We start from the raw sequence: 12782 nt of genomic DNA on the forward strand, positions 1-12782 counted from the left end.
GAAAAAAATGAGTACAGAAACAGAACAAAAAGGAAACAGCAGAGTAAAACAGGTATCACAGGCAATTATAGTTATTATTGGTGCATTCATAGCAGCATATGGATTAGAGTCGATATTAATTCCAAACAGTGTATCAGACGGTGGTGTGACAGGCCTGAGTATCGTTGGGTCACAATTAACGGGAATACCGCTTGGAATACTAATTGCAGTATTAAATATCCCCTTTATATTTTTGGGATATAAACAAATCGGGAGAAGTTTTGCTATCTATTCTGTTATCGGTATTGCATCGCTCGGATTTGGGACGAGCATTATGCATCATATACCAACCATTATTCAAGGAGATACATTGTTGGTAACCGTTATTGGTGGTATTGTCATTGGTTTTGGTATGGGATTGGCATTACGAAATGGCGGTGCTTTGGATGGAATTGATATGTTGGCGGTATTACTTTCCCGCAAATTGCCTTTTGGAACCAGTGATCTCATTTTATTCTTAAATTTGTTTGTTTTTATTATTGTTTCCACAGTCTTCGGTCTTCGCGGAGCTTTCTTATCAGGAATTGCTTATTTTATTGCATCTAAGGTGATTCATACCGTTGAAGAAGGTTTAAGTGGTTCCAAAACCTATAAAATAATTACAACTAAACCCGAAGCAATGGTAGAAACTATACGTGATCGCTTGGGCCGTAGTGCAACATATAATTTGGTTAAAGGCGGTTATTCAAATGAACGATTCAAAGAAATTACTTGTGTCATTAACCGTTTAGAAGACAGTAAAATGAAGGAAATTATTTATAAAATTGACAGATACGCCTTTGTTACTGTATATGATGTGGCTGAAGTGAAGGGCGGCAACTTCAAGAAGCAAGATATTCATTAGTATTTTCCTAACCCGCCAATTTGGGAATCGCCGATAAAAGTGTGAAAATCGCCGTAAAATAGGATGAAATCGCCGAATGATAACTCAAAAACGCCGTATAATGTTCAAAAATCGCCGTAAAAAAGTACAAAACCGCTGATACTGTGTGGAGTAGTTGTTGAAAGAATTTAAAAACAATCTATGGATGAAAAAAGGTGTTTTTGAACTGTACAATGATGGTGTTGAATAATGGTTTATTTGCGCAACGGGTACTTGTCCGTTGCGCATCAGTGTCTAGCTTTGAACAATTTTATCCTTACATTCTTGCAATGGATGCTTTTACCAAATTCAAAAACTTTTCTCTGACTAAAGCTGCTACTTCTATTACTTCATCATGGCTAAGCGGTTGATCCAAAATCCCGCATGCCATATTGGTTAGACAGGAAATACCAACTACTTTCATGTTTCCATGTGCAGCTACAAGTGCCTCTGGTACAGTTGACATCCCAACGGCATCTGCGCCTAAAGTACGAATCATACGGACCTCTGCTGGGGTTTCATAGGCGGGGCCAGTCCACCATGCGTATACACCTTGCTGCATTTTTGTTCCTTGTTCTTCCGCTACTTCTAATACAATATTACGCAATTCCTTGTTGTAAACCTCGGAAAGATCGGGGAAACGTGGACCCAGTTCATCGTTATTTGGTCCAATTAACGGATTGTTTGCAACAAGATTTAAGTGATCAGTAATTACCATTAAATCCCCAGGTTCAAATGAGGTGTTTACGGCACCACATGCATTGGTGATCATTAATTTTTCGACACCGAGTGCTTTCATTAATCTAACCGGGAATGTAACCTGGTCCAATGACACGCCTTCGTAATAATGGAATCTGCCTTTCATGGCTACAATATTCTTTCCGTTCAAGTTCCCAATAACTAATTCATTTGCATGGCCGATCGCATTGGATTGAGCAAAATGAGGTATCTCGTTATAAGGGATTCTGACTGCATCTGTTATTTCATCGGCTAGCGCGCCTAAACCGGAACCTAGGATAATTCCAATTGTAGGTACGATTTCTGTCTTACTTGTTACATAGTCCTTTGCTTCTAAAATATGCTTTATATTATGCATTTGTATCCTCCTGACTCTACATACACTTCTAATTATACGATAAGTATGACTGATGTGACTGATTTTGTAAATATAATATTTTTACCACGCGTTGCGTTAATACAGCAGGATAACTGCATCAATATAGTAAGGATAATCCTTTCCGAAAAATTCAGCAGGGGAGTGCAGGCTTATTACACTACGCTCCTCCTGATGCGTTTTCACTATTATTCTCTCCGTTTTGATCGACGAACAAACTTGTAGTTATAACGATGGGTTTTGACGATTAACTGAAGTGTTTCCTTTAAGAAATCAACAGCTTTTCCGGCATAGGGTCCTTTATTGAGCATAATGCAATCAAATGAACTGCCAAACATCACGTCCGCTAATTCCGACCGTGCTGGCACACCTTTTTTTGCAAGTGTATCTAATACTTGTGTAGCTAGAATTACGGGGACATGAGCTGCCTGACACATTGCCAGCATTTCATGTTGAATGATAGATAACTTTTCAAACCCGACTTCATTAGCCAAATCCCCTCTGGCTATCATGACCGCAAACTTTGGGAAATGTAACCCTTCCAATAATATCTTTGAGAAGTTATTCACAGCATCTCTTGTTTCAATTTTAGCTACAATTGTCAAGTTGGCTATTTTATTTTTTGGGATCATCAGCCGTAAATAAGCGAGATCATCTGCAGTATGGACAAAGGATGCCCCCAAAAGATCAGCATACTTGTGAATAAATTGCAAATCGTACATATCCTTGCTGGTAAAAGCGGGTAATTTCATTGCGGTTTCCGGTAAGTTAATCCCTTTATCTTCTTTTATTTTTTTTGGCGTATCAGGATAGATAACTTTTGCGATAATAAAGTTAACATCTACGTGTTCAATGATTCCATGTATTTTCCCGTCATCAATATAAATACTTTCTCCGACTTTGACATTGGCAAATGCATCAGGAAGGGTAATGGATATTTCAGCTGGGTTGTTAATAGTGGCTGCTTGCCCCTCCATATAATTAGATAAATGTATTTTTAATCGGTCACCGTTTTTAACGAAAATATCAACAGGGCTGCTTGCCAGTTTCCCTATATGATAAACATTGTGGGAAGGTGCGTGACATAATGCAGTTCCTTCCCCGATATAACAGGTTTTGCTGATGGTAACGATATAACCATTGGGATGGATGCCTGAAACAGTGAACTTTCTTTTTTTCATACGGGCATCCCTGAATTGAAGTGTGTCTCCCACCAAAAATAATGGCGAATTTTCTTTTACAATTAATGGAATAATAAAATCAAACCCGTTTTGTTTTAAATCTTTAAAGTCTTCTCGTGTTACAAGAATTCCCGTTTTAACATTTAATGGAGCTCCATAGCGGTCTTTATTCACTTTTATTTTTAAAGGATATGTGGTTCGTTGTATTTTACCAACCCTTATTTTTGGACCCGACAAATCCATATAGATTTTGCAAGGGGGGATAGTGGTTCCATTTGCTTGTAATTGTTCTTCCATCCATCGAATAGATTGTACCAACCTTTGCCATTCTTCCCAGGTACCATAGGCGCAATTAATTCTGGCAATTGTCATACCCCGGGACAAAAAATCCTTTATTGATTCTTCCGGGGTATTTAGATCCAGTGTTACCATCACTTCAGGTGTATCACTTTGGCGAGTATTTAATATGGAATTTTTCCGTTTGATCGCTTCATGATATTGGTTCATGGGAGCTGGTCGGAGTTTCGCACCAATTCCCAGATTCATACAGGTTTTATGTAATCCTTCGCGTATATGATCGGTATAAGTTAGCACTAATCCATTGGCTCTTAAATAATCCAGCATGAATGGTTCCACGTTATTTTGAAGTTCGATGAAAGCAATCAAGTTTTTGGCACTGAACCGCTGATGAGGAGTCGGGTAATTGGATACGCTGGATTGCTTTAGAAGAATTTGCTCGTATAGTTGCAAAAGCTTTTTTGCTGTGGGATTCATTGACAACATCGATCACCCCTATAAAGTGAAAATGCGTGACAAATTTACTTTATCCGTTACATACCTAATTATTAAGTTATTCATCGCACAACATAAATATCACCATGAACATTGCAAAAAACAAAAATCCATTTTGAACAAACTTTTTTCAAAATGGATTTTTGTTTATTAGCTTTTTGTGCGTTCATTAAATTAAAGGATCAAATTGACGCGAAGACCGCTGGTTCATCCGGTTTTGATAGCGTTGATCCATATCCCTCCTCGGTGAATATTCCTCATCGTTATACTCTGAATAGTTCTTCTTCCCCGATGACTTATATCTGATTTGAAATTCTTCTTCAAATTCAGGTATCTCCTGCCCCGGGGTTGACTGTCTCATGCCTGATATCCATGTTTCAAATTTATTAGTGCCTCTGTTGTTGATTCTGCATAGATCTTCAAGGGAATCTGTCAATTCCGTTAAACAATCCAGTCCGTTCTTTAAAAGAATCCCCTTTTTTTTAGCTTTTTCCAGCGTGTGTTCCAGTCTGTAGGAATTCCCCTGGAAACGAAATTCAATGACGCAGCTGGTACGATCCCAGTTGAAATTATAATCTTCAATTTTTAAATGCTTCATCACCCTAGTCAGCTTTTTTTCCGAGGCACTTTGGTCATTGCGTGGCATCCACTTTAAGAGAATCTCCTTAAACATACGATTCACCTTCCTAAGTTGTTGTTTTGGTTTTAAACGGATTATCCTTATACTATTGTTTTCTACAATGTAAGCAAAATTCCTCTATTAATCGTTTTGCAATTATCGACAATTTTCACAAAATGGGTATGTAAAGCGTACTGGGAAATTCTCATGGATTTGGTTTAACCTTATTGTTTGATTTGCTATTTGAAAAACATATGCTATAATTATCTCAATTACTACACATGTAGTTAACACAAAATACTACACTTGTAATAATTGAGATAAAGGAAAAATGAGGTGAAGCGTTTGAGAAGCAGAATCGAAGACAAAAAGAAGAGAATTAACCCCTTTATTATTGTAGCCATTATTGTTTTAACAGGGATAGGCGGCTTTGGCCTATTTCAATTATTACATAAAAATGATAGCAACCAAGTTCAGGAAGTGGCAGATATATTTATTCAAATATTGGAGAACAAAAACTATGATAAATTAGGTGGTGTACTTGAAGAAAAATCATATACTGCATTGGATTATACCTTGGATGAAGTAATAGACAAATATAAAGACATATTTAACGGAATCAATATTAATCAAATACATGCTTCCAAAATTAAATTAGAAAAAATAAACAACCATGAACAAGAGCTCTCTTATCAATTAAGCTTGACAACCCCTTTGGGAACAATAAAGAATGTGAAATATCATGCAAAAATTATTAAAACGGATGGTAATTATTTACTCAACTTTCGCAGCCCAAACTAGGCAGGTATACCTTGATATAGTTAGGTAATCCCGCAAACCAATACTGTAGTTGACTTTTGATTAACTTTTTGAATTTCTTGTTCGTTTTATTCAAAGCATCTTCAAGAAGCTCGATTAGTTGTTGTAATGCAACTGCCCAATCCAGTTCATTTACTTCGTCACAAAGTTCATAAAACATCCCGCCAAGTGTGCGGTCATCTGTACTACAGCGGTTTTGCCAAGACAAAAGGATATATCTTGAAAAGACAATCGTCGTGTGGCTGATTAGTGAATCATAGGATCTACCTTGAAATTCCTTTTGTAATTTCAACAGAGATTTTGTCGCCTTGAAAAAGACTTCAATGTCCCAGCGCATTCCGTAAATTCGAATAATCTCTGTTTCTGTTAACGTACAATCCGTACTTAAGATAGCTAACCATTCACTTCTTTTATTGCGATTTCGAACGAATACAACTTTTACTGGTACTCCGTTTGCCATCGTTGTATGAATAGAGCGCAAGATACTTTTGTTTCCCGATGCTGGTTTCGCTAGACGATAAAGTTCTTTTAAATTAACCCGTTTTTCATCAACTAAATAACGTTGATTGGTAGCTTTCACCATACCAATCACGTCTATACCTTGTTCCACAATCGATTGAATCAGTGGCTGCTGGGTAAACCAACTATCCATTAACACATAAGATGCGTCTATTCCTGCAGAAAGTGCCCGTGAAATCATAGATGGTAGTTGTTCTGGAGCTGTTTGTAGGGCTTCTTCCCGTCTTTTATAACCAGAAGTGCGTTTGTCTACTTTATTCGAAATATCATTGATTTTTGACTTCTTTGAGCTTAATAAGGAGAAGTCGACTGGCATGAAAGTGGCACCATCCGACCAACCAAGCGTAAGCATACGAAAACCTTTGTAAAAACGCATTTTTTGAGATGCGTGATCAAAACAGCGAGCCAGTAATTCTACTTTCTTACTCCGGTTCCGTTCATAGGCAGAGTCATCAACGATTAACACTTTTGGACGATCATTTTTGGTCAACCGACTTACTTTAGAAATGGTTGAAGCACTTAGTGAAAGTAAAAAACGGCGCCAATTATACTTGGAATAGTTTAAAAAGCGATAGATGGTGTCTTTCCCTGGCAGACTTTCTGATTTTTTGCTTTCAAGCAATCGAAACCAATTTTTCTGTTCGAAAATCAAACAAAATAGGAGCTGAAATAAATAAGCACAAGAAAACCCAAATCCTTTGGTGATACCGGCTTTCCGCAAATGTTTAAGCATCTCTAATTCATTAAAACCAGATTTTAATTCGGTTGGCATTTGATTATTTTGGTCATTATTCGCTATCATAGTAGGAGGCACCTCTTCTATTTGGGAGTTTTTTTCTAGACAATTAAACTATACCAAAAGTGGAGGTGTTTTTCTTTTTTATAGTAGGCAGATGTCAAGGTCCATAATGAATTTCCAAAAGTACTTTACCAGATAAAGGTTAGATGTCATTTTTACTCTGCGAAAGTTGAGTTATTTAGTGAAATGGGAGCCATCGTTAATCTTCCCTGGGATGGAAGGTAAAGATAAAGTGGCCTTTCATGATTGGAAACCGGAACGAGGGGAGATTAAAGACCATCATGGCCATGGATTGGCAATAAACCAAGATTTTAAATGGGTTGGAATCGTACCGAAAGATTTATCTCAAGGCAATGAAAGAGAAAATCGTCTGCAAGAAATTAGTCAAACTTTTGATATATCAATAGATGAGATAAATGAGAAATTAGATCAAAGCTGGGTGAAGGATGATTTATTCATTCCTCTTAAAATAATTGAATCCGACCAAGCAGAAAAAGTGCCCGGAGTTTCCTATCAAAATACAAAGCAGCGCTATTATCCTTTGAAGGAAGCAGCGGCTAATTTAATTGGATATGTAGGAAAAGTAACCAAGGAAGACTTGGATAAAAACCCAACATTGGCTGAAGGGGACATGATTGGAAAATCCGGACTGGAAAAAGCTTTTGATAAGAAGTTACGCGGTAAAAGCGGAGGAGAAATACTTATTGTCGATGAGCAAGGGAATGAAAAAAAGGAAATTCAAAAGGTAGAAAAAGAAGACGGGAAAGATGTTCAGCTAACAATAGATAGGTATATCCAAAAGAAGGCGTTTAAACATCTAAAGGGAAAAGCCGGTTCTACCGTCGTAATGAATCCGAAAGAAGGAGGTCTGTATGCTCTGGTCAGTTCTCCTGCCTATGATCCAAATAAAATGGTTCAGGGCGTATCCCAACAAGAATATGATAAATACGCCAATGATAAAGACAAGCCGTTTATTTCAAGATTTGCTGCAGGTTATGCACCTGGATCGACATTTAAAACAATCACTGCCAGTATTGGTCTGGATGCTAAAGTGACATATCCGAATAAGGTTAGAAAAATAAATGGCTTAAGTTGGCAAAAGAACAAATCATGGGGAGGTTATTCCGTTACCCGTGTTTCCAATGTGCAAAATGTAGATATGCGTAAAGCGCTTATTTATTCCGATAATATTTATTTTGCGCAAGAAGCTTTGGAAATGGGAGAGAAAACGTTTAGAAATGGCTTAGATAAGTTTATCTTTGGGGAGGAATTAGATTTACCTATAGCCATGAGTCCCGCGCAAATTTCTAATGAATCGACATTTGGTTCGGAAATCCTGCTGGCAGATACCGCTTATGGACAAGGTGAACTGTCGATTTCTCCTATTCAACAAGCAACCATATATTCTGTTTTTCAAAACGAAGGAAAAATAGTTTATCCCAAATTGCTGGACAATAAAAGCGAACGGAAAACCAAATTGGCAATAACTGGTTCAACAGCAAATAAAATAAAAAACTATTTGTCAGAGGTGGTAAGTGATCCGAATGGAACGGCCCATTCTCTGTACAACCAACAACATCAGTTAGCTGCCAAAACGGGTACAGCGGAATTAAAAATGAAACAAGGCAAAAAAGGGAATGAAAATAGCTTTCTACTCGCTCTTGATACGGATCATGATGATTTTCTTCTTCTATCACTTGTCGAAAATTATCAAGCTGGCAGTTCAGCAACTCAATTAAATAAATCGTTCATAGATGAATTGTATGAGTACTTCCAAGGGCATTGATTACGACATATCCAGTTGGAGGGTAGGCGCTTTATTTTTCATTTAATAGTTTTTTCCGTTCCTTACCAATCAGCCGTGACAGCTAAGCTCACGGTTGATTCCTCATATTTTTCTTTTCTAATGAGCCGTGATAGCCACGCTCTTGACAGATGGATATGTGCTTTAAAAAATTGATCCTTCTTGCTATAATAAATACTACAGATGTAAGAGTGGGAGGGACATCATGAAGGAAATTCCGCAAATATCAGAGTCAGAATATGAAGTGATGAAAGTCGTTTGGAAATATGAGCCGATTTCTACGCCGGAAGTAGTGGAGAAGGTATCAAAAGAAATTGACTGGAAACCGAATACGATTCAAACCATGCTTGCCAGACTGGTAAAGAAAAAAGCTTTGCAAACAACAAAACAAGGAAGAGCACTTGTATACACATCACTAGTTCAAGAGCATGAGTATGTAGAACAAAAAAGTAAATCATTTCTTAAAAAGTTTTTCGGTGGCACATTAAATTCCATGGTATTAAATTTTATTGAAAACGATCAGTTGTCAAAAGAGGATATTTCTGAACTAAGGGAAATATTGTCCAAGCGGGATACGAAGGATGGGGAAAAATGATGGATACCCTTATACTCCGTTTTTTGTTAAGTACACTAGTGGTATCCCTCTTGATTTTGGCCATTCTTATAACGAAAAAAGTATTGTATAAACATATGTCAGTTCGAACACATTATAAGATCTGGTATTTTCTCTTATTGTCCCTTGTTACTTCCTTTTTTCCTTGGAATATTTTCCGGCTTGGAGAGGTACCTCAATATCTTAAAAGCCTACTCTCCACTGGAAAATACTCAACTTTTAGAGGTGAAAGTATAAGTAGATTAGATCATTCTGCTGCCTCAAATACAGATCTATTGCATGACTTTACCGTATCTGTGAATAAGTCAACGCCGGATGTTATCTATCATACATTCATTACGGTTTGGGTTATTGGAATAGCTATGTTCATTGGTTTGGCAATTTGCTCACTCTATCAAATTCATCAAATAAAAAAATCAGCTACTACTATTCCAAATCGAAAAATAAATGAAATGTTAGCAGCGTGCAAAGAGGTTGTTGGAGTGAAGAGAAAAATCAGGTTAACAGAAACCGATAATGTTACTTCGCCGATCACACTGGGGATTTTACAACCACATATCATTTTACCAAAAAAGACACGAGAAACATTTTCATTAGCTGAATTAAAATACGTTTTTTTACACGAGTTGTATCACCAAAAAAGTAAAGATGTCTTCGTTAACTATGTCATGCTGCTAGTTCAAGCGATTTATTGGTTTAACCCATTTGTATGGCTCGCCTTAAAAAGGATGCAAAAGGATCGGGAACTTGCTTGTGATGCTGGTGTTCTGAATCTGCTGGACGAGAGGGAATACATCGAATATGGGCATACCATCATTCATTTTGCAGATAAAAGTGCTGAACGCTCGTACGGACGGCTTGCCCCAGGAATAGGGGGAACAAAACAACAAATAAAGCAGAGGGTGCAAAACATTGCTAACTTTCACAGAGATTCACCGTTATTGAAGTGGAAAGGAAAAATCATCTGTGCGGTTCTAGGGGTTTTTGTGTTATTGCTTACTCCATTTACTGCTGTTATCGCTAGTACAGATGATGTATTTGATTTTAACGGGAAGAATACAGTATACGAGGATTTAAGTTCCTATTTTGATGGCTATAATGGCAGCTTTGTTTTGTATGACGCATCGAAAAAACAATATCAGATTTATAATTCAAAAATGAGCAGGCAGCGGGTTTCTCCTGATAGCACATATAAAATTTATTCCGCATTATTTGGCTTAGAATCAAATGTTATTTCCGCGAATAATAGTGAACAAATGTGGGATGGACAGATTCATCCTTATCAAGAATGGAACAAAAATCAAAATTTATCTACCGCATTGGGTAACTCCGTAAATTGGTATTTTCAACATATCGATCAAGAGGTAGGCAGAAAACAACTAAACAATTATTTTCACAAAATAAAATATGGCAATGAGGATCTTTCGGGAAATTTGGATCGTTATTGGATGGAATCCTCATTGAAAATTTCACCAATTGAGCAAGTGCAACTATTATATGCGTTGGAAGAAAATAAATTTGGTTTTAAGGAGAAGAATATTCAAGCGATCAGAAAGGCACTTTTAATTGGCGAGCAAAACGATCGGCAATTATATGGAAAAACTGGCACAGGTACGGTAGATGGAAAAGATGTGAATGGTTGGTTTGTTGGCTTTGTTACGAAGGCTGGTCATACGTATTATTTTGCAGTCAATATTCAAGATGAAAATGGACGGGCAAGTGGAGACAAGGCTGCAGAGATTGCAGATATGATTTTACGTGACAAGAATATCTATTAATAGCAGACTTCTAAAGGGTGCGGGTTTTTTGTGGTTATTATCCTTGTTCACCATTGTTAAAGCATATATTTAAAAAAGGCGACCTGTTCACAAAGTTATCGCTAATATTTACGATAATTCTGTGAACAGGTGCCTGTTATCCATAAGCGATTGCCTGCTTTGTATTTATTCCAATAGTAGTTTTAGAATCACTCCGACAAAAGGCAAATCCCTTGCAAATTCGCTGCTTAGTCAATCACCTCATCAAACAATACACCGTGGCCGAATTGAATGAGTTTCATTCTGCTTGGCTTTTTGATAAAGACACTCTTGTATTTGGCTTCTCCGTCTTTATCTTTTAAAAGCACAATTCGTTTATGTGGGTTATCTTCTTTTATATCAATTGTATATGCTGTCATATCCACTTTATCTTCAAAAATTGGATATTCCGCTAACTTTTTATCACTATCATCAGCTTGATTGGATGCATCGTTGTTAGCTTTGTCCTGAGATGAATTATCCTTGTTTGAATTAACATCGGATTCGTCATCTTTATTTGTGTCCTCTTCATCAGATACATCATCTTCATCAGCATGATTCTCCTCTGAGTTGCCAGTTTTATCCTGTTCTGTACTACTGCTTGTATTACTGTTTGCTTCTTCCTTCCCTGTTGTGTCATCGTTACCGGCACCACATGCTGAAAGTACAAGTAGTGCAATACAAGCGATGATTAATCTCTTCATCATTCACTCACCTTTTCTTTTTTATTTCAAATGTATAGTATACTAGAGGTCTTAAGATAAAGACAACATTAGATGGTGATAAAATTTGAGAAGAAATTAGCGGACACCCATGGAAGTGGTTGCTTTTACTTTTAACCGATGACAAGGGATAAGAAATTAATGGTCACTTTTTGTGTATCTCTTCCGGGTAGCATCTTTATTGTTAAAAACCGATGCATTAATCAACCCGCCTATTAACAGCACAACCGCAGTTAGATAAAACCATATCATTAAAACGATGATGCTTCCAAGTTGTCCGTATAATTCCGTGTAATTACTTACTCCAACATATTTTGCAAAGCCAATGGATACAACTTGCCAGCCGATTGTTGCAAATATTGCTCCCGGAAAAACCTTTTTCCATGGCAAGTGAATGCTGGGTATTACTTTATATAAGATAGTAAAGAAGAATAAAAGGAATAGGGTACCAAGCCCCCATTTTGTAAAAAACCATAAACGGTACCATAGTGCCTCGACCGTAACCTTTGTCAGCACAAAATTGCGGACAATATTCTCCACAATCGGGATAACTAGTGACAGGGACAAAACAATCATAAAGCCAAAGGTGATTAGCAAATCGGTCATAATTCCCTGCATAAAGAATGACTGATTCCGTCTGATTTTATATGCTTTGTTTAATGATCGTACAAGTGATTGAATAGCCATCGATGCCAGCCAAAATGCAGCAATCAGACTAAAGGATAACCATTGGCCCTGTCCTTTGGCTAAGATACTTTCCAAAGTATTGCGTATCACATTGTAAGTTGCTTGGGGTGCAAACGGTTCAACCATTTCCAGAATAGTATCTGGGTCAACCCGGAGAAATCCGATAAGGCTGAAAACGAAAATAAGAAAAGGGAACAAGGATAACATAAAGTAATAAGCCATTTGTGCGGATTGGTCATAGAATCGCTCCGAGAAAAAACGGATAATGATTCGTACGGTGTTTGTTATAAAATTCACTGGTAAGTTTCCCCCTTGTCCATCGACAGCGTGTTCATATAGCTTATTACTATGAATAAAAAAGCCTTTTTATCCATTACAGAGACATGACGAAAAAAGAAGGGAGATGATATTGGAAT

Annotated in this window: 11 protein-coding genes; 5 read left to right on the forward strand and 6 right to left on the reverse strand. The window is 37.2% G+C overall.

Features of this window, described 5'->3' with window-relative positions; translation table 11 throughout:
* Nucleotides 1–7: 7 nt before the first annotated feature.
* Nucleotides 8–883 (forward strand): YitT family protein, encoded by an 876-nt coding sequence (locus O2S85_RS01390; RefSeq protein ID WP_269410998.1) that lies wholly within the window; start codon nucleotides 8–10, stop codon nucleotides 881–883.
* A 295-nt stretch (nucleotides 884–1178) separates the two neighbouring features.
* Here O2S85_RS01390 and O2S85_RS01395 read toward each other — a convergent pair whose 3' ends face one another.
* The 3 genes from O2S85_RS01395 to O2S85_RS01405 all read right to left on the reverse strand — a co-directional run bounded on the left by O2S85_RS01395 (nucleotide 1179) and on the right by O2S85_RS01405 (nucleotide 4661).
* Nucleotides 1179–1997 carry a purine-nucleoside phosphorylase gene (locus O2S85_RS01395; RefSeq protein ID WP_269410999.1) on the reverse strand — a complete coding sequence of 273 codons (819 nt, stop codon included), beginning with the start codon at nucleotides 1995–1997 and terminating at the stop codon, nucleotides 1179–1181.
* A 206-nt stretch (nucleotides 1998–2203) separates the two neighbouring features.
* Nucleotides 2204–3970 (reverse strand): pyruvate kinase, encoded by a 1767-nt coding sequence (locus tag O2S85_RS01400; RefSeq protein ID WP_269411000.1) that lies wholly within the window; start codon nucleotides 3968–3970, stop codon nucleotides 2204–2206.
* 187 nt (nucleotides 3971–4157) lie between these two features.
* A complete protein-coding gene (locus tag O2S85_RS01405; protein WP_269411001.1) occupies nucleotides 4158–4661 on the reverse strand; it encodes a hypothetical protein in 504 nt (167 codons plus the stop codon).
* A gap of 291 nt (nucleotides 4662–4952) precedes the next feature.
* Here O2S85_RS01405 and O2S85_RS01410 point away from each other — a divergent pair, with 291 nt between their 5' ends.
* A complete protein-coding gene (locus O2S85_RS01410; RefSeq protein ID WP_269411002.1) occupies nucleotides 4953–5408 on the forward strand; it encodes an NTF2-like N-terminal transpeptidase domain-containing protein in 456 nt (151 codons plus the stop codon).
* Here the strand turns inward: O2S85_RS01410 and O2S85_RS01415 are convergent.
* Entirely contained in the window at nucleotides 5386–6747 is a 1362-nt protein-coding gene (locus O2S85_RS01415; protein ID WP_269411003.1) for an IS4 family transposase, read from the reverse strand. The genes O2S85_RS01410 and O2S85_RS01415 overlap by 23 nt on opposite strands.
* A gap of 166 nt (nucleotides 6748–6913) precedes the next feature.
* On the opposite strand from O2S85_RS01415, the gene pbp4 reads away from it, so the two are divergent.
* The 3 genes from pbp4 to O2S85_RS01430 all read left to right on the forward strand — a co-directional run bounded on the left by pbp4 (nucleotide 6914) and on the right by O2S85_RS01430 (nucleotide 10939).
* Nucleotides 6914–8530, forward strand: a complete 1617-nt coding sequence (gene pbp4 / locus O2S85_RS01420) for a penicillin-binding protein PBP4(5) (protein WP_269411004.1) — start codon at nucleotides 6914–6916, stop codon at nucleotides 8528–8530.
* A gap of 223 nt (nucleotides 8531–8753) precedes the next feature.
* Complete coding sequence (locus O2S85_RS01425) at nucleotides 8754–9143, forward strand: BlaI/MecI/CopY family transcriptional regulator (RefSeq protein WP_269411005.1); 390 nt, start codon at nucleotides 8754–8756, stop codon at nucleotides 9141–9143.
* Nucleotides 9143–10939, forward strand: coding sequence for a BlaR1 family beta-lactam sensor/signal transducer (locus O2S85_RS01430; RefSeq protein ID WP_269412423.1), 1797 nt, complete (start codon nucleotides 9143–9145; stop codon nucleotides 10937–10939). Before O2S85_RS01425 ends, O2S85_RS01430 begins: the two co-directional genes overlap by 1 nt.
* Nucleotides 10940–11166: 227 nt before the next feature.
* Here O2S85_RS01430 and O2S85_RS01435 read toward each other — a convergent pair whose 3' ends face one another.
* Together O2S85_RS01435 and O2S85_RS01440 are read right to left on the reverse strand one after the other, a co-directional pair.
* Nucleotides 11167–11664 carry a hypothetical protein gene (locus tag O2S85_RS01435; protein WP_269411006.1) on the reverse strand — a complete coding sequence of 166 codons (498 nt, stop codon included), beginning with the start codon at nucleotides 11662–11664 and terminating at the stop codon, nucleotides 11167–11169.
* Nucleotides 11665–11817: 153 nt separating this feature from the next.
* Complete coding sequence (locus O2S85_RS01440) at nucleotides 11818–12663, reverse strand: YihY/virulence factor BrkB family protein (RefSeq protein ID WP_269411007.1); 846 nt, start codon at nucleotides 12661–12663, stop codon at nucleotides 11818–11820.
* Between the last annotated feature and the right edge of the window lie 119 nt (nucleotides 12664–12782).

The organism is Lentibacillus daqui, assembly GCF_027186265.1.
Lineage (GTDB): Bacteria > Bacillota > Bacilli > Bacillales > Amphibacillaceae > Lentibacillus_C > Lentibacillus_C daqui.

Excerpts from the sequence above, each read along its gene's own strand:
- O2S85_RS01390 (WP_269410998.1), top strand. The coding sequence starts at position 8 with ATGAGTACAGAAACAGAACAAAAAGGAAACAGCAGAGTAAAACAGGTA.
- O2S85_RS01395 (WP_269410999.1), bottom strand. The coding sequence starts at position 1,997 with ATGCATAATATAAAGCATATTTTAGAAGCAAAGGACTATGTAACAAGT.
- O2S85_RS01400 (WP_269411000.1), bottom strand. The coding sequence starts at position 3,970 with ATGAATCCCACAGCAAAAAAGCTTTTGCAACTATACGAGCAAATTCTT.
- O2S85_RS01405 (WP_269411001.1), bottom strand. The coding sequence starts at position 4,661 with ATGTTTAAGGAGATTCTCTTAAAGTGGATGCCACGCAATGACCAAAGT.
- O2S85_RS01415 (WP_269411003.1), bottom strand. The coding sequence starts at position 6,747 with ATGATAGCGAATAATGACCAAAATAATCAAATGCCAACCGAATTAAAA.
- O2S85_RS01425 (WP_269411005.1), top strand. The coding sequence starts at position 8,754 with ATGAAGGAAATTCCGCAAATATCAGAGTCAGAATATGAAGTGATGAAA.
- O2S85_RS01430 (WP_269412423.1), top strand. The coding sequence starts at position 9,143 with ATGGATACCCTTATACTCCGTTTTTTGTTAAGTACACTAGTGGTATCC.
- O2S85_RS01435 (WP_269411006.1), bottom strand. The coding sequence starts at position 11,664 with ATGATGAAGAGATTAATCATCGCTTGTATTGCACTACTTGTACTTTCA.